The organism is Paraburkholderia sp. 22099 (assembly GCF_052045835.1).
Lineage (GTDB): Bacteria > Pseudomonadota > Gammaproteobacteria > Burkholderiales > Burkholderiaceae > Paraburkholderia > Paraburkholderia terricola.
In genome coordinates this window covers 1-17,514 of record NZ_JBQEPU010000016.1, presented here as the reverse complement: position 1 = coordinate 17,514, position 17,514 = coordinate 1, and the positions used below count along the sequence as shown (strand labels likewise).

Sequence of the window (17,514 nt, the reverse complement as noted above, 5' to 3'; positions counted from 1 at the left end):
GTAAGCGCACCCGCCCGGAATTTCTTTCCGATTTTTCTGCTAACCCGGGTTCGGGGAGCTTAGAAACGGAAGTGCGAGAACGCCTTATTGGCTTCTGCCATCCGGTGAACTTCGTCGCGCTTCTTCATTGCGCCGCCACGGCCTTCAGCCGCCTCGGAGAGTTCACCTGCCAGACGCAGGGCCATCGACTTCTCGCTGCGCTTCTTCGCGGCTTCACGCAGCCAACGCATCGCCAATGCCATACGACGCGACGGGCGCACTTCGACCGGAACCTGATAGTTCGCACCACCAACGCGGCGGCTCTTCACTTCCACCACCGGCTTGACGTTGTTGAGCGCTACCGTGAACACTTCCAGCGGGTCCTTGCCACCCTTGGTCTGGATCTGTTCGAAAGCGCCGTACACGATACGCTCGGCAACCGACTTCTTGCCGGAGAGCATCAGCACGTTCATGAACTTAGCTACATCTACGTTACCGAATTTCGGATCCGGCAACACTTCCCGCTTGGGGACTTCGCGACGACGCGGCATGTTTCTTCCTTTACTTTTCAGTTGGAGCTATTTTTTAGCTCCGCGGCCACCAACTAACCCGATTCATCTCTAGCGACTTACCAGCCTGGTCGGGTGACCACTTACTCGACAGCGCCGGCGATTCCGGCACCACCGCTATTACCGCCCTTGCAGGCGACCTGAAACTACTCTGACGGGCTAATTACTTGCCAGCTTTTGCACGCTTCGCACCGTACTTCGAGCGAGCCTGCTTACGGTCCTTGACGCCCTGGGTATCCAGCGAGCCGCGAACCATGTGGTAACGCACACCCGGCAAGTCCTTGACACGGCCGCCGCGAATCAGCACGACCGAGTGTTCCTGCAGGTTGTGGCCTTCACCACCGATATACGAAATGACTTCGAAGCCGTTCGTCAGGCGCACCTTCGCAACCTTACGGAGCGCCGAGTTCGGCTTCTTCGGCGTCGTGGTGTACACACGGGTGCACACGCCGCGACGCTGGGGGCAGTCCTGCAAAGCCGGGCTCTTGCTCTTCGTCGTTTCCGACGCGCGGCCTTTGCGAACCAGTTGATTGATGGTTGGCATTGTTTATTCCTGAAATTGAACAAAATCGACGCATCTGTTTCCGGGCAAAGCAGAAACGATTGCGCATCGAACTTCCGGATCCGATCGCAGCGCGTGGATTGATTCCGCGCGCAGGCATCTCAAGAACCGGAACCTAGCATAATATTCCGAAAATACTAAGAGAGTCAACAGCTTGCGATGCTGCGCACCCCAGCGGAGGCGCCCGAGCACTCAGTCGGCGGCGACGACTTCCAGCAACTCGTCGCCGAAACGATCCAGTTTCCGCGCCCCCATGCCCGGAATACTCCGCAAATCTTCGATGGAATCTGGGCCGTTGCGGGCAATCTCCGCGAGCGTCGCGTCGTGGAAGATCACATAAGCCGGCACACCGTCGCTCCTGGCCGTTTCGGTGCGCCACGCGCGCAGCCGCTCCCAGCGGGCGCGTTCGCGCGGACCCATGCCGATCGTGGGGTCGGCACGCTCGCTGGTGCGTCCGGACGACTGGCGGGTGCGCGTCGGCTTTACATAGCGACGCATCGTGACGCTCTGCTCGCCCTTGAGCACCGGCTTGCTCGCTTCGGTGAGAACCAGCGAGCCAAATCCCTCGTGGTCGACCGTCAGATAGCCGAACGCGACGAGTTGGCGAAACACCGCACGCCACTCCGGCTCGCCTAGCGCGGCGCCGATGCCGAATGTGGTCAGCTTTTCATGCCCACGCTGCAAGATTTTTTCGCTGCGGTTGCCGCGCAGGATATCGATCAGATGGCCCGCGCCGAAGTGAAAACCGCTCGCCCGCTGCGCGCGAAACACGCAGGAGAGCGCCATCTGCGCTTCGCGCGTCGCGTCCCATGTGTGGGGCGGCTCGAGGCAGTTGTCGCAGTTGCCGCATGGCTCGCTCGATTCGCCGAAATAGGCGAGCAACCGCACCCGCCGGCAGGTCGCGGCCTCGCACAGACCGAGCAACGCATCGAGCTTGCCGGTCTGCACGCGTTTGTGCGCGTCGTCGGCGTCGGATTCGTCGATCATCTTGCGCTGCTGCACGACATCGCCGAGGCCATAGGCCATCCACGCGTTGGCAGCCATGCCGTCGCGACCGGCGCGCCCTGTTTCCTGGTAATAGCCCTCGACGCTCTTCGGTAAGTCGAGGTGAGCGACAAAGCGCACGTCCGGCTTGTCGATTCCCATGCCGAACGCGATCGTCGCGCACATCACGATGCCTTCCTCGCGCTGAAACATCTCCTGATGCTTCTGGCGGATTTCGAACTCCATGCCGGCGTGATACGGCAACGCGCGCATGCCTTTTTCCTTCAGCCATTCCGCCGTTTCTTCGACCTTGCGGCGCGACAGGCAATACACGACGCCGGCGTCGGTTGTGCCGTCCGGCCGCGTATGTTCCGCGCGAATGAAATCGAGCAACTGGGTGCGCGCATTGTCTTTTTCGACAATGCGATAGCGGATGTTCGGCCGATCGAAACTCGACACGAAAACGCGTGCGTCGTCCAGCGCCAAACGGTGAATGATCTCGTCACGCGTAATCGCGTCGGCGGTGGCGGTGAGTGCGATGCGCGGCACATTCGGGAAGCGCTCGTGCAGCACCGACAACTGGATATATTCCGGCCGGAAATCGTGCCCCCATTGCGACACGCAATGCGCCTCGTCGATTGCGAAGAGCCCGATGCGCGTGCGCTCCAGCAACTCCTGGAATCGGGGCGTCATCAACCGCTCAGGCGCCACGTACAACAGATCGATTTCGCCATCGCGCAATGCGCGTTCCGTGGCCATCGCTTCGGCGCTCGACAACGTCGAATTCAGATACGCCGCACGCACGCCGACTTCAGTCAGCGCCGCCACCTGATCCTGCATCAGCGCGATCAGTGGCGAAACCACGATTCCCGTACCGAAGCCGCCTTCTCGCCGTACCAGCGACGGAATCTGATAGCACAACGATTTGCCGCCGCCCGTTGGCATCAGTACGAGACAATCGCCGCCGCCCGAGACGTGTTCGACAATTTCGCCCTGCTGTCCTCTGAACGCGGGGTAACCGAAGACTTCGTTGAGGATTTCGAGCGGACGGGACATGAATTTGAGAGAAGCAGCGTGGAGCCGGTGACACGAATTTTACCAACGCATTCGTGCTGCGCCCGCCGTTTGCGACAAACGTTAGCCGTTTGGCCTAACAAATCAGCGCAAAGCACGCAAAAGAAGAGCGCATAAAAAAAAGCCGCTCAGTCGAAACTGAGCGGCTTCGCTGGCTGGTGAGTCCAAAGCGGCTAACGCCGCCCGGACTTACTCGCCGGAGTGGTGCTGTTCGGCGGCCGGGGTTTCCGGCGTACCGAATTCGAACGACTCTTCCGCTGCGATCTGATCGAAACGCTCGCGGTCGGACAGTTCCTTGCTCTTGCGTGCCTTGTGGAACGCGAGACCCGTACCGGCCGGAATCAGACGGCCGACGATCACGTTTTCCTTCAGACCACGCAGATCATCGCGCTTGCCCATGATCGCCGCTTCGGTCAGCACGCGGGTCGTTTCCTGGAACGACGCCGCGGAGATGAACGAATCGGTCGACAACGAGGCCTTCGTGATACCGAGCAGCACGTTTTCGTACGTTGCCGGACGCTTGTCTTCCGCGATCATACGGTCGTTCTCGTCGAGCATGTCCGACCGCTCAACCTGTTCGCCCGGGATGAAACGCGTATCGCCGTTGTCCGTGATCTGCACACGGCGCAGCATCTGACGAACAATCACTTCAATGTGCTTGTCGTTGATCTTCACGCCTTGCAAACGGTACACGTCCTGCACTTCGTCCACGATGTAACGCGACAGCGCTTCGACGCCCTGCAAACGCAGGATGTCGTGCGGATCCGCCGGCCCGTCCACGATCATTTCGCCCTTGTTGACGACCTGACCATCGTGCACCAGAACCTGCTTTTCCTTCGCGATCAGGAACTCGTGCTGGTTGCCCTCGAGGTCCGTGATAACGAGACGCTGCTTGCCCTTCGTGTCCTTGCCGAACGACGTCGTACCCGTGACTTCCGCCAGGATACCTGCGTCTTTCGGCGAACGTGCTTCGAACAGTTCCGCCACACGCGGCAGACCGCCGGTAATGTCACGCGTCTTCTGCGATTCGGTCGGGATACGTGCGAGCACTTCGCCGACCTGCACTTGCTGCCCGTCCTTCACGGTGATCAGCGCGCCGACCTGGAAGCCGATTTGCACCGAGTGCTCGGTGTTCGGGATCTTGACTTCTTCGCCGTTCGCATCGAGCAGCTTGACCTGCGGACGCACCGTCTTCGACGCTTGCGAACCGCGGCGCTTCACGTCGATCACGACCAGCGTCGAGAGACCCGTCACATCGTCGATCTGCTTGGCAACCGTCACGCCTTCCTCGACGTTTTCGAACTTAACCGTGCCACCGTACTCGGTGATGATCGGACGCGTCATCGGATCCCACGTCGCCAGTTGCGTGCCGGCCTTGATCTGCGCGCCGTCCAGTTGCAACAGCGTCGCGCCGTACGGCACCTTGTGACGTTCGCGCTCGCGGCCGTGGTCGTCGGTGATCATCGCTTCGCCCGAACGCGAGATGACGATCTGCTCGCCCTTCGCGTTGGTGACGTAGCGCATCGTTGCCGTGAAGCGCACCGTACCGTTCGACTTCGCTTCGATCGACGAAGCCACCGCTGCACGCGACGCCGCACCACCGATGTGGAACGTACGCATCGTGAGCTGCGTGCCCGGTTCACCGATCGACTGCGCGGCGATCACGCCGACTGCTTCACCGACGTTGACCGACGAGCCGCGGCCCAGGTCGCGGCCGTAGCAGGCTGCGCACAGACCGTAACGCGTTTCGCAAGTCAGCGGCGTACGCACGCGCACTTCGTCGATGCCGAGGCGTTCGATTTCCTCGACCGCATCTTCGTCGAGCAGCGTGCCCGTTTCGTACAGCGTTTCCTGCGATTCCGGATTGACGACGTCAGCCACCGTCACGCGACCGAGGATACGGTCACGCAGCGCTTCGACGACTTCACCGCCTTCGACCAACGCCTTCATGGCGACGCCGTTGGACGTACCGCAGTCGTCCTCGACCACGACCAGATCCTGCGTCACGTCCACGAGACGACGCGTCAGGTAACCCGAGTTTGCCGTCTTCAGTGCCGTATCAGCCAGACCCTTACGTGCGCCGTGGGTCGAGATGAAGTACTGCAACACGTTCAGGCCTTCGCGGAAGTTCGCCGTGATCGGCGTCTCGATGATCGAGCCGTCCGGCTTCGCCATCAGGCCACGCATACCGGCCAACTGACGAATCTGAACCGCCGAACCGCGAGCACCGGAGTCGGCCATCATGTAGATGGAATTGAACGACTCCTGACGCGTTTCGTTGCCGTCGCGATCGACCACCGGTTCCGTCGACAGCTGTTCCATCATCGCCTTGCCGACCGCTTCCGACGTTGCGGACCAGATGTCGACGACGTTGTTGTAGCGCTCTTGCGACGTGACGAGACCCGACATGTACTGACGGTCGTATTCCTTCACCTTCTTCGCGGCGTCGCCGACGATGGTTTCCTTCTGCGGCGGCACGAGCATGTCGTCGACGCAGATGGAGATACCCGCGCGCGTTGCCAGACGGAAACCCGACTGCATCAACTGGTCGGCGAAAATCACCGTTTCACGCAGACCGCACTTGCGGAATGCGGTGTTGATCAGGCGCGAGATTTCCTTCTTCTTCAGCGGCTTGTTCAGCACCGAGAACGGCAGGCCCGGCGGAAGAATCTCCGACAGGATTGCGCGGCCGACGGTGGTCGGATACAGCGTGATCTTCGGCACGAACGCCGGCGCACCTTCCGACTTGTCTTCGTTGTGGACCATTTCCGTGATCCGCACGTTGACGCGCGAGGCGAGCTCGACTTCCTTGTTCTCGTAAGCACGCAGCGCTTCCGAGACGCCGGTGAACGTCAGGCCTTCGCCCTTCGCATTCACCGCTTCACGCGTCGCGTAGTACAGGCCAAGCACGATATCCTGCGACGGCACGATCGACGGATCGCCGTTGGCCGGGAACAGGACGTTGTTCGACGCCAGCATCAGCGTGCGCGCTTCCATCTGCGCTTCCAGCGACAGCGGCACGTGAACAGCCATCTGGTCACCGTCGAAGTCGGCGTTGAACGCCGCGCAAACGAGCGGGTGCAGCTGGATTGCCTTGCCTTCGATCAGCACCGGCTCGAAAGCCTGAATGCCGAGGCGGTGCAGCGTAGGCGCACGGTTCAGCATGACCGGATGCTCGCGGATCACCTCTTCGAGGATGTCCCACACCACCGGCGTCTGGTTCTCGACTTCCTTCTTCGCAGCCTTGATGGTGGTAGCGACACCCATCACCTCGAGCTTGTTGAAGATGAAAGGCTTGAACAGTTCGAGCGCCATCAGCTTCGGCAGGCCGCACTGGTGCAGCTTGAGCGTCGGGCCGACCACGATCACCGAACGGCCGGAGTAGTCCACGCGCTTACCGAGCAGGTTTTGACGGAAACGGCCGCCCTTACCCTTGATCATGTCAGCGAGCGACTTCAGCGGACGCTTGTTCGCGCCGGTCATCGCCTTACCGCGGCGACCGTTGTCGAGCAGCGAATCGACGGCTTCCTGCAGCATCCGCTTTTCGTTGCGGACGATGATTTCAGGCGCCTTCAGTTCGAGCAGACGCTTCAACCGGTTGTTACGGTTGATCACGCGGCGATACAGGTCGTTCAGGTCCGACGTCGCGAAGCGGCCGCCGTCCAGCGGCACCAGCGGACGCAGTTCCGGCGGCAGCACCGGCAGCACTTCGAGCACCATCCAGTCAGGCTTGATGCCCGAACGTTGGAAAGCCTCGAGCACCTTCAGGCGCTTCGCGTACTTCTTGATCTTCGCTTCCGAACCCGTGTTCTTGAGTTCGGTGCGCAGCATCTCGACCTGCTCGTCGATGTTGATCGCGCGCAGCAGTTCACGCACGCCTTCCGCGCCCATTTCGGCGCGGAACTCGTCGCCGTACTCTTCGACCTTGTTGTAGTAATCTTCTTCGGTCATGATCTGCCGCGCTTTCAGCGGCGTCATGCCCGGATCGATCACCACATAGGCTTCGAAGTACAGCACGCGTTCGATGTCGCGCAGCGTCATGTCGAGCACCATGCCCAGACGCGACGGCAGCGACTTCAGGAACCAGATGTGCGCAACCGGCGAGGCCAACTCAATGTGGCCCATCCGTTCGCGACGCACCTTGGCGAGCGTCACTTCGACGCCGCACTTTTCGCAAATCACGCCACGATGCTTCAGGCGCTTGTACTTGCCACAAAGGCATTCGTAGTCTTTGATCGGCCCGAAAATCTTCGCGCAGAACAGACCATCGCGCTCCGGCTTGAACGTCCGGTAGTTGATGGTTTCCGGCTTCTTCACTTCACCGAACGACCACGAACGGATTTTGTCGGGCGAGGCCAGACCGATCTTGATCGCGTCAAAAACTTCTGGTTGTTGGACTTGCTTGAATAGATCGAGCAGAGCTTTCATTGCCTTCTCTCCGTAGTCCGATTAGTTGCGGTCGAGGTCGATGTCGATACCGAGCGAGCGGATTTCCTTCACCAACACGTTGAAGGATTCCGGCATGCCGGCGTCGATCACGTGATCGCCCTTGACCAGGTTCTCATAGACCTTGGTCCGGCCGGTCACGTCGTCCGACTTCACCGTCAGCATTTCTTGCAGCACGTACGATGCGCCGTACGCTTCGAGCGCCCACACTTCCATTTCACCGAAACGCTGGCCACCGAACTGCGCCTTACCGCCCAACGGCTGCTGCGTCACGAGCGAGTACGGGCCCGTGGAACGCGCGTGCATCTTGTCGTCGACCAAGTGGTGCAGCTTCAGGTAGTGCATGTAGCCGACAGTCACCGTACGTTCGAACATCTCACCCGTGCGACCGTCGTACAGACGCACCTGGTTTTTCGACGGCGTCATGCCGAGGTTCTTCGCGATGTCGTCCGGGAATGCCAGGTCCAACGCGCGCGACATTTCTTCTTCCGTTGCACCGTCGAACACCGGCGTGGCGAACGGCACGCCTTCGCGCAGGTTCTTCGCCAGTTCGACGATTTCGTCGTCGGTGAAGCTGTCCAGCTCTTCAGCGCGGCCCGACTCGTTGTAGATCTTGGTCAGGAATTCGCGCAGTTCTTCGATCTTCGCCTGACGCTGCAGCATTTCACCGATACGCCAGCCGAGACCCTTCGCGGCCCAACCCAGATGCACTTCGAGAACCTGACCCACGTTCATCCGCGACGGCACGCCGAGCGGGTTCAGAACGACGTCGGCCGGACGGCCATCGGCCATGTACGGCATGTCTTCAATCGGAACGATCTTCGACACGACACCCTTGTTACCGTGACGGCCGGCCATCTTGTCGCCGGGCTGCAAACGGCGCTTGACTGCCAGGTACACCTTGACCATCTTCAGCACGCCCGGCGGCAATTCGTCGCCTTGCGTGAGCTTCTTGCGCTTCTCTTCGAACGCGAGATCGAACTGGTGACGCTTCTGTTCGATCGAGTCCTTGATGGCTTCGAGCTGTGCCGCTGCTTCTTCGTCCGCGAGGCGGATGTCGAACCAGTGGTAGTGGTCGAGATCTTCGAGGTAAGCCTGTTCGATCTTCGTACCCTTCGCAAGCTTCTTCGGACCGCCGTTCGCGACCTTGCCGGTCAACATACGTGCGAGACGCTGGAACGCGTCGCCTTCCACGATACGTAGCTGGTCGTTCAGGTCGAGGCGATAACGCTTCAGCTCATCGTCGATGATCTGTTGCGCGCGCTTGTCGCGCTGAATCCCTTCACGCGTGAACACTTGCACGTCGATCACGGTGCCGCTCATGCCCGACGGCACGCGCAGCGACGTGTCCTTCACGTCCGAAGCCTTCTCACCGAAGATCGCGCGCAGCAGCTTTTCTTCCGGCGTGAGCTGAGTCTCGCCCTTCGGCGTGACCTTGCCGACCAGCACGTCGCCTGCTTCGACTTCAGCGCCGATGTAGACAATGCCCGACTCGTCGAGACGGCCGAGTTGCACTTCAGCCAGGTTCGAAATGTCGCGCGTGATTTCTTCCGGTCCGAGCTTCGTATCGCGAGCAACGACGTTCAGCTCTTCGATGTGGATCGACGTGTAGCGATCGTCCGCAACCACCTTCTCCGAGATCAGGATCGAGTCTTCGAAGTTGTAGCCATTCCACGGCATGAACGCGACCAGCATGTTCTGGCCAAGCGCCAGTTCGCCGAGGTCGGTCGAGGCGCCGTCAGCCAGCACGTCGCCACGCGACACGATATCGCCGACCTTTACGATCGGGCGCTGGTTGATGTTCGTGTTCTGGTTCGAACGCGTGTACTTGATCAGGTTGTAGATGTCCACGCCGACGTCGCCGGCAGCGGCTTCATCGTCGTTCACGCGAATCACCATACGGCCCGCGTCGACGTAATCGACCACACCGCCACGGAAGGCCTGAACCGTCGTCCCCGAGTCGACCGCGACCGTACGCTCGATACCCGTACCGACCACGGCCTTCTCAGGGCGCAGACACGGCACAGCCTGACGCTGCATGTTCGAACCCATCAACGCGCGGTTCGCGTCGTCGTGCTCGAGGAACGGAATCAGCGATGCCGCCACCGACACGATCTGCGACGGCGCCACGTCCATGTACTGGATGCGGTCCGGCGTGACCATCAGCGTTTCGCCCGCTTCACGCGAGGAAACCAGTTCGTCGGTCAGCGTGCCGTCTTCAGCCACCGCCGCGTTCGCCTGAGCGATCACATAACGGCCTTCTTCGATCGCCGACAGGTAGTCGATCTGGTCGGTCACCTTGCCGTCCACAACCTTCCGATACGGCGTTTCGAGGAAGCCGTATTCATTCAGGTGCGCATACAGCGCGAGCGAGTTGATCAGGCCGATGTTCGGACCTTCCGGCGTTTCAATCGGGCACACACGACCGTAGTGCGTCGGGTGCACGTCGCGGACTTCAAAGCCGGCGCGCTCACGCGTCAAACCGCCCGGGCCAAGAGCCGAAACACGGCGCTTGTGGGTGATTTCCGACAGCGGGTTCGTTTGGTCCATGAACTGCGACAGCTGCGACGAACCGAAGAATTCGCGAATCGCCGACGAAATCGGCTTTGAATTGATCAGATCGTGCGGCATCAGGTTTTCGCTTTCGGCTTGGCCGAGGCGTTCCTTCACAGCACGTTCGACACGCACGAGACCTGCACGGAACTGGTTTTCCGCCAGTTCGCCGACGCAACGCACACGACGATTGCCCAAGTGGTCGATATCGTCCACTTCGCCCTTGCCGTTACGCAGCTCGACCAGGATCTTGATCGTGGCGAGGATGTCGTCGTCTTGCAGCGTCATCGGGCCGATGATTTCATCGCGACCGACGCGGCGGTTGAACTTCATACGACCTACCTTCGAAAGGTCGTATGCATCTTCGCTGTAGAACAGACGGTTGAAGAGCGCCTCGACCGCTTCTTCGGTCGGCGGCTCGCCAGGACGCATCATGCGGTAGATCGCGATGCGCGCGGCCATCTTGTCCGCGGTTTCGTCGATGCGCAGCGTCGACGAGATGTACGGACCCTGATCCAGATCGTTCGTGTAGAGCGTCTGGATGTCCTTGATCTTCGACTCGCGCAGCTTTTCGAGGACGGTTTCCGTGATTTCGTCGTTCGCGTTGGCGATGACTTCACCGGTGTCGCCGTCGACGACGTTCTTCGCCAGCACGCGACCGAGCAGATAGTCTTCCGGCACCGAAATGAACTTCGTCTTCGCGTTGTCGAGATCGCGAATATGCTTGGCGTTGATCCGCTTGTCCTTCTGAACGATCACGTTGCCGTCACGGTCCGTGATGTCGAAACGCGCGACTTCACCACGCAGACGCTCGGGCACGAATTCCATCTGCGCGCCTTCCGGCATCAGCGTGAAATTGTCGAACACGAAGAAGTTTGCGAGGATCTGTTCCGGCGTGAGGCCGATCGCCTTCAGCAGGATTGTGACCGGCATCTTGCGGCGACGGTCGACGCGGAAATACAGCACGTCCTTCGGATCGAATTCGAAGTCGAGCCACGAACCGCGGTAAGGAATGATACGTGCGGAAAACAGCAGTTTGCCCGAGCTGTGCGTCTTGCCCTTGTCGTGTTCGAAAAACACGCCGGGCGAACGGTGCAGCTGCGAAACGATCACACGTTCCGTGCCGTTGATGACGAAGGAACCGGTCGGCGTCATGAGCGGAATTTCGCCCATGTAGACTTCCTGTTCCTTCACTTCCTTCACGACCGGCTTACTCGGCGATTCCTTGTCGAGCAGCACAAGACGCACTTTGGCGCGCAGAGCCGAACAATACGTCAAACCGCGCTGCTGACATTCCTTGATGTTGAATGCCGGCGGCGACAGCATGTAGCTGACGAACTCTAGACGTGCGAACCCGTTATGCGAAACAATCGGGAAAACGGATGTGAACGCAGCTTGCAGACCTTCCGGCTTGCGTTGCGTGGACGGCGTGTCTGCTTGCAGAAACGTGCTGAATGATTCAAGCTGGGTAGCCAGCAGGAAAGGTACTTGGTGAACGATGGGGCGCTTCGCAAAACTCTTGCGAATGCGCTTCTTCTCGGTGAAGGAATATTGCATACGATCTCCGAATCACGGCGGGCATTGTTGTCGAGGCAGGATACCTTGATGAGACAACCCGAGTGTTCACCGACTGAGACCCGATGGCCGTCCGATGGCTTGAACGAGCCTAGAAGCTTGGTGGTTGGCCGCTACCAACCGCTGGCTGACGGCAGCGGATGCCTGTGTTGCCCGCTACCCGACCAAACTTGCCTTCTGCAGTCGCTTCAGAAGACAAAGAGAAACGCCGGTCAATCTTGCCGATAGACGGTTTTCTTTGACTTCTGGGAGCCATGTTTTTGCCCAAACGTCTTGCAAAAACATGGTCCCCACAAAGCACAAAAAGGCCGGCGGTGGAAAACCGCCAGCCTTAGCGCAACGCGCTGAAACTTACTTGATTTCAGCCTTCGCGCCGGCTTCTTCCAGCTTCTTCTTGGCTTCTTCAGCAGCAGCCTTCGGTACCGATTCCTTAACAGGCTTCGGTGCGCCGTCGACCAGGTCCTTCGCTTCCTTCAGGCCGAGACCCGTCAGTTCACGAACGGCCTTAATGACCGAAACCTTGTTCGCGCCGACTTCCGTCAGGTTGACCGTGAATTCGGTTTGCTCTTCAGCAGCAGCAGCAGCGCCACCGCCTGCCGGGCCTGCCACTGCAACAGCAGCTGCCGACACGCCAAACTTTTCTTCGAACGCCTTGACCAGTTCGTTCAGTTCCAGAACCGACATCGAGCTTACTGCCTCGAGGATGTCTTCTTTTGCGATTGCCATTTGAAATACTCCTAAATTGAATTCGGATACAGCCAGCGATCAATCACGCTCGACTGAAGTACCTTATGCAGCGGTTTCTTCGCCTTGTTTCTTTTCTGCCAGCGCGGCCAGAGCGCGCGCAAAGCCCGAAACAGGTGCTTGCATAACGTACAACAGCTTGGAGAGCAGTTCTTCGCGGCTCGGGATGTTTGCCAGCGCTTGCACGCCAGCCTTGTCCATCACCTTGCCTTCGTAGGAACCAGCCTTGATGACCAACTTGTCATTGCTCTTGCCGAAGTCGTTGACGACCTTAGCAGCAGCAATTGCATCTTCCGAGATGCCGTAGATCAGGGGACCGGTCATCTGCTCTGCCAGCGGAGCAAAGGGGGTACCTTCGACAGCGCGACGCGCCAGCGTGTTTTTCAACACACGAAGGTAAACCTGTTGCTCACGCGCTTTCGCGCGCAGCTTGGTCAGATCGCCAACCGTGATCCCACGATACTCAGCCAGAACCACGGTCTGGGCTTTCGCGACTTGCGCGGCAACCTCAGCGACGACGGCCTGCTTGCTTTCTTTGTTGAGTGGCACGGTTAACCTCCAGATTCGATACACGCGGCGTGCGCCTTGTGTACCGCGTTCAATAACGGCGTCCGACCAGTCAGGAGTATTTCGACCGTTGGAAATCCACATTGCTGCGGACATCCAACGGTTTCATCACTACAAAACCTTTTCGGGTTCGCCATCTGCGTTGGCTTTCCATTAAGGACCCGCCTACCCGCTGCGTGCCCGCCAACGGTCTTTGACAACCGGTTACGTGATGCAGACCGCCACCTCGCAACCGCCCAAAGCCCATAAAAGCGTCTCGACTCTCGCCGAGACGGCGTGAAATTTCTTACTGTGCCGCGAGCGACGCTTGGTCGACGCGAACGCCAACACCCATCGTGCTCGACAGCGCGACCTTGCGCAGGTAGACACCTTTGCTCGTTGCCGGCTTCGCTTTTTGCAGCGCGTCGACGAGAGCGTTCAGGTTGCTACGCAGAGCCGTCGGCTCGAACGAAGCGCGGCCGATGGTAGCGTGGATGATACCGGCCTTGTCGACACGGAATTGCACTTGGCCAGCCTTGGCATTCTTGACTGCCGTTGCGACGTCGGCCGTAACCGTACCCACCTTCGGGTTCGGCATCAAGCCACGCGGGCCGAGGATCTGACCCAACGTACCGACTACGCGCATCGTGTCTGGCGAAGCGATCACAATGTCGAAGTCCAGCTTGCCAGCCTTGACTTGTTCAGCCAGATCTTCCATACCGACGATTTCCGCGCCGGCGGCACGGGCTTGTTCCGCCTTCTCGCCCTGTGCGAACACTGCCACGCGGACCGATTTACCGGTACCTGCCGGCAGCACGACCGAGCCACGAACTACCTGGTCAGACTTCTTCGCATCGATGCCGAGTTGCACTGCAACGTCGATCGACTCGTCGAACTTCGCGCTTGCACATTCCTTCACGAGCGACAGTGCGTCATCGATCGGGTACAGTTTTTGACGATCCACCTTGGCTGCAAATGCCTGCAGACGCTTCGAAAGCTTGGCCATTTACACGCCCTCCACGGTGATGCCCATCGAGCGGGCGCTACCAGCGATCGTACGAACCGCTGCGTCCAGATCAGCTGCCGTCAGATCGGGCATCTTGGTCTTGGCGATGTCTTCAGCTTGAGCACGAGTGATCTTGCCGACCTTGTCCGTATGCGGCTTGCTCGAACCCTTGTCGATCTTCGCTGCCTTCTTGATCAAAACCGTAGCCGGCGGCGTTTTGAGAACAAACGTGAAGCTCTTATCCGCAAATGCGGTGATCACGACAGGAATCGGCAGACCCGGTTCCATTGCTTGAGTCTGAGCGTTGAACGCCTTGCAGAACTCCATGATGTTCAGGCCACGTTGGCCTAATGCCGGACCAACCGGCGGCGACGGATTGGCTTTACCTGCAGGAATCTGCAGCTTGATAAAGCCGATGATTTTCTTTGCCATGTTAAAAACCTCTTTGGAACGCCGCTCCGATACATGCAGACGTTCAGTGAGTAGTAGCGCGCGTTCACCGAAAAACAGGCTACTTGCGCTCCTCAACGGCCATTACGCGAGCCGTAAGCGCGAGATGCGGAACGCGCCGATGCCGCGTTCCGCAAAATTCTGAATTACAACTTTTCGACCTGGCCAAATTCCAGCTCGACCGGCGTTGCGCGGCCGAAGATCGTAACGGAAACCCGGACACGTGACTTCTCGTAGTTCACTTCTTCGACGCTGCCGTTGAAATCCGTGAATGGGCCGTCCTTTACCCGCACCATCTCGCCTACTTCAAACAGGGTCTTCGGTCGCGGTTTTTCGACACCTTCCTGCATCTGCGACATGATCTTCTCGACTTCTCGCGGAGAGATCGGACTCGGACGATTACGCGCGCCACCAACGAAGCCTGTCACCTTTGCCGTATTTTTCACGAGGTGCCACGTTTCGTCCGTCATTTCCATTTCCACGAGCACATAGCCCGGGAAGAAACGACGTTCGGTCACGGATTTGTGGCCGCCCTTCACCTCAACAACTTCTTCAGTCGGTACGAGGATCTGGCCAAACTGGTCTTGCATGCCGGCGCGTTCGATGCGCTCCTGAAGCGCGCGTTGCACGCTCTTCTCCATTCCGGAGTAGGCGTGCACGACGTACCAACGTTTTCCGCTCGGGGATGCCGGAGTATCGCTCATATCATTTCCAACCCAGAATCACCGAGAAAATCGCCCATTCGATGGATTTATCGCTAATCCAAAGAAAGATCGCCATGACGAAGACGAAGCCGAATACTACAAGCGTTGTCTGCGTAGCCTCTTTGCGCGTTGGCCAGACAACTTTGCGAACTTCTTTATACGAATCCTTGGCGAAAGCGATGAAGCCCTTGCCAGGCGCAGAGAGAAGACCGACTACAATGCCGGCAATCACACCGACAGCCAAGGCGGCTCCGCGGACGTACCACTCCTGGGCATTGAGCCAGAAAAATCCCAAAAATCCGGCCAAGACCAACAATACGCCCGCGACGAGCATCAGCTTGTCGCTGGATGTATTTACAGTTTCGACGGAAGGATTCGCCATAACACCTTAACGAAGCGTCAAATGCGACGCGAGAGTTGGCAGGGGCAGAGGGAATCGAACCCCCAACCTTCGGTTTTGGAGACCGACGCTCTGCCAGTTGAGCTATACCCCTAAACCATTTGGGGTTGACGACACCGCCAACCCCGAAATTACCGATTAACGAGAACTATCTGGCGTTACTCGAGAATCTTGGCAACGACACCTGCGCCGACGGTACGGCCGCCTTCGCGGATCGCGAAGCGCAGACCTTCTTCCATCGCGATCGGATTGATCAGCTTCACCGTGATCGACACGTTGTCGCCCGGCATGACCATTTCCTTGTCCTTCGGCAACTCGATCGAGCCCGTCACGTCCGTCGTACGGAAGTAGAACTGCGGACGATAGTTGTTGAAGAACGGCGTGTGGCGGCCGCCCTCGTCCTTGCTCAGCACGTACACCTCGGCCGTGAAGTGCGTGTGCGGATTGATCGAGCCCGGCTTCGCCAGCACCTGACCACGCTCCACGTCTTCACGCTTCGTGCCGCGCAGCAGGATACCCACGTTGTCGCCTGCCTGACCCTGGTCAAGCAGCTTGCGGAACATTTCCACGCCCGTGCAGGTCGTCTTCACCGTCGGCTTGATACCGACGATCTCGATTTCCTCGCCGACCTTCACCACGCCGCGCTCGACGCGACCCGTCACCACCGTGCCACGACCCGAGATCGAGAACACGTCTTCCACCGGCATCAGGAAGGCGCCGTCAACTGCACGCTCCGGCGTCGGGATGTACGTGTCCAGCGCGTCGGCCAGGTTCATGATCGCCACTTCGCCCAGCTCGCCCTTGTCGCCTTCCAGCGCCAGCTTGGCCGAACCCTTGATGATCGGCGTGTCGTCGCCCGGGAAGTCGTACTTCGACAGAAGTTCGCGAACTTCCATCTCGACCAGCTCCAGCAGCTCGGCGTCGTCCACCATGTCGCACTTGTTCAGGAACACGATGATGTACGGAACACCCACCTGGCGCGCCAGCAGGATGTGCTCGCGCGTTTGCGGCATCGGGCCGTCAGCGGCCGAGCACACCAGGATCGCGCCGTCCATCTGCGCTGCGCCCGTGATCATGTTCTTCACATAGTCAGCGTGGCCCGGGCAGTCGACGTGGGCGTAGTGGCGGTTAGCCGTTTCGTACTCGACGTGCGCCGTGTTGATCGTGATGCCGCGCGCCTTTTCTTCCGGCGCCGCGTCGATCTGGTCATACGCCTTCGCTTCGCCGCCGAACTTCTGCGTCAGAACCGTCGTGATCGCTGCCGTCAGCGTGGTCTTGCCGTGGTCAACGTGACCGATCGTGCCGACGTTCACGTGCGGCTTGGTCCGCTCAAACTTACCCTTGGCCATTTTCGACTCCTAAGAGGATTTATCCGTACGTTGCGCCGGGCGCAAACAATCACCGAGTACTTCTGGTGCCCATGGGCAGGATCGAACTGCCGACCTCTCCCTTACCAAGGGAGTGCTCTACCACTGAGCCACATGGGCGCTACATCTTGTGCTGGAGCGGGTGAAGGGAATCGAACCCTCGTCGTAAGCTTGGAAGGCTTCTGCTCTACCATTGAGCTACACCCGCAAGGATTCATGGATTCCCAACTACTTCTACAGCTTGCATTTCTGGTGGAGGAGGTTGGATTCGAACCAACGTAGGCGTAAGCCAACAGATTTACAGTCTGCCCCCTTTAGCCACTCGGGCACCCCTCCGCAGAGAACTGACGATTATGAGGGAACAACCGCTCGATGTCAAGGCTTGCTTGATCGTTCCCACACGACAGCTTTCACCTATAAGGTAAATTCCTCTTCGCGTAAACGCACAAACCCCACCGGTGTGGGGTGGGGTCTGTGTTTCTGCATGGGAGCCTGACGATTACCTACTTTCACACGGGCAATCCGCACTATCATCGGCGTGGAGTCGTTTCACGG

Annotated in this window: 12 protein-coding genes and 4 tRNA genes; all 16 read right to left on the bottom strand. The window is 59.3% G+C overall.

Annotated elements, in window-relative coordinates; translation table 11 throughout:
• Positions 1–59 precede the first annotated feature (59 nt).
• The gene (rpsG, locus tag ACTJLC_RS16535; RefSeq protein ID WP_006053291.1) at positions 60–530 is read right to left on the bottom strand and encodes a 30S ribosomal protein S7; all 471 of its coding nucleotides are present in this window, start codon (positions 528–530) and stop codon (positions 60–62) included.
• A 181-nt stretch (positions 531–711) separates the two neighbouring features.
• Positions 712–1,092 carry a 30S ribosomal protein S12 gene (gene rpsL / locus ACTJLC_RS16530; protein ID WP_006998493.1) on the bottom strand — a complete coding sequence of 127 codons (381 nt, stop codon included), beginning with the start codon at positions 1,090–1,092 and terminating at the stop codon, positions 712–714.
• A 210-nt stretch (positions 1,093–1,302) separates the two neighbouring features.
• The gene (gene recQ / locus ACTJLC_RS16525) at positions 1,303–3,150 is read right to left on the bottom strand and encodes a DNA helicase RecQ (protein WP_310133225.1); all 1,848 of its coding nucleotides are present in this window, start codon (positions 3,148–3,150) and stop codon (positions 1,303–1,305) included.
• Positions 3,151–3,357: 207 nt separating this feature from the next.
• Positions 3,358–7,596, bottom strand: a complete 4,239-nt coding sequence (gene rpoC / locus ACTJLC_RS16520; protein WP_073432699.1) for a DNA-directed RNA polymerase subunit beta' — start codon at positions 7,594–7,596, stop codon at positions 3,358–3,360.
• A gap of 21 nt (positions 7,597–7,617) precedes the next feature.
• On the bottom strand, positions 7,618–11,724 hold the full coding sequence (gene rpoB, locus ACTJLC_RS16515) for a DNA-directed RNA polymerase subunit beta (RefSeq protein ID WP_073432701.1): 4,107 nt from the start codon (positions 11,722–11,724) through the stop codon (positions 7,618–7,620).
• Between the two features lie 369 nt (positions 11,725–12,093).
• On the bottom strand, positions 12,094–12,468 hold the full coding sequence (gene rplL / locus ACTJLC_RS16510; protein WP_011490060.1) for a 50S ribosomal protein L7/L12: 375 nt from the start codon (positions 12,466–12,468) through the stop codon (positions 12,094–12,096).
• A gap of 63 nt (positions 12,469–12,531) precedes the next feature.
• On the bottom strand, positions 12,532–13,035 hold the full coding sequence (rplJ, locus tag ACTJLC_RS16505) for a 50S ribosomal protein L10 (RefSeq protein ID WP_006053279.1): 504 nt from the start codon (positions 13,033–13,035) through the stop codon (positions 12,532–12,534).
• Positions 13,036–13,339: 304 nt separating this feature from the next.
• Positions 13,340–14,038 carry a 50S ribosomal protein L1 gene (gene rplA / locus ACTJLC_RS16500; RefSeq protein WP_073432703.1) on the bottom strand — a complete coding sequence of 233 codons (699 nt, stop codon included), beginning with the start codon at positions 14,036–14,038 and terminating at the stop codon, positions 13,340–13,342.
• Positions 14,039–14,470 (bottom strand): 50S ribosomal protein L11, encoded by a 432-nt coding sequence (gene rplK / locus ACTJLC_RS16495; RefSeq protein ID WP_042329781.1) that lies wholly within the window; start codon positions 14,468–14,470, stop codon positions 14,039–14,041.
• Positions 14,471–14,634: 164 nt separating this feature from the next.
• The gene (gene nusG, locus ACTJLC_RS16490) at positions 14,635–15,192 is read right to left on the bottom strand and encodes a transcription termination/antitermination protein NusG (RefSeq protein ID WP_007180147.1); all 558 of its coding nucleotides are present in this window, start codon (positions 15,190–15,192) and stop codon (positions 14,635–14,637) included.
• 1 nt (position 15,193) lies between these two features.
• A complete protein-coding gene (gene secE / locus ACTJLC_RS16485; RefSeq protein WP_440844590.1) occupies positions 15,194–15,574 on the bottom strand; it encodes a preprotein translocase subunit SecE in 381 nt (126 codons plus the stop codon).
• Positions 15,575–15,610: 36 nt separating this feature from the next.
• A tRNA-Trp gene (locus ACTJLC_RS16480) sits at positions 15,611–15,686 on the bottom strand.
• Between the two features lie 64 nt (positions 15,687–15,750).
• Positions 15,751–16,941, bottom strand: a complete 1,191-nt coding sequence (gene tuf / locus ACTJLC_RS16475; protein WP_012434572.1) for an elongation factor Tu — start codon at positions 16,939–16,941, stop codon at positions 15,751–15,753.
• A 63-nt stretch (positions 16,942–17,004) separates the two neighbouring features.
• Positions 17,005–17,079: transfer RNA gene (locus ACTJLC_RS16470), tRNA-Thr, on the bottom strand.
• A 14-nt stretch (positions 17,080–17,093) separates the two neighbouring features.
• Positions 17,094–17,167: transfer RNA gene (locus tag ACTJLC_RS16465), tRNA-Gly, on the bottom strand.
• 42 nt (positions 17,168–17,209) lie between these two features.
• Positions 17,210–17,295 (bottom strand) — tRNA-Tyr (locus ACTJLC_RS16460).
• Positions 17,296–17,514 lie beyond the last annotated feature (219 nt).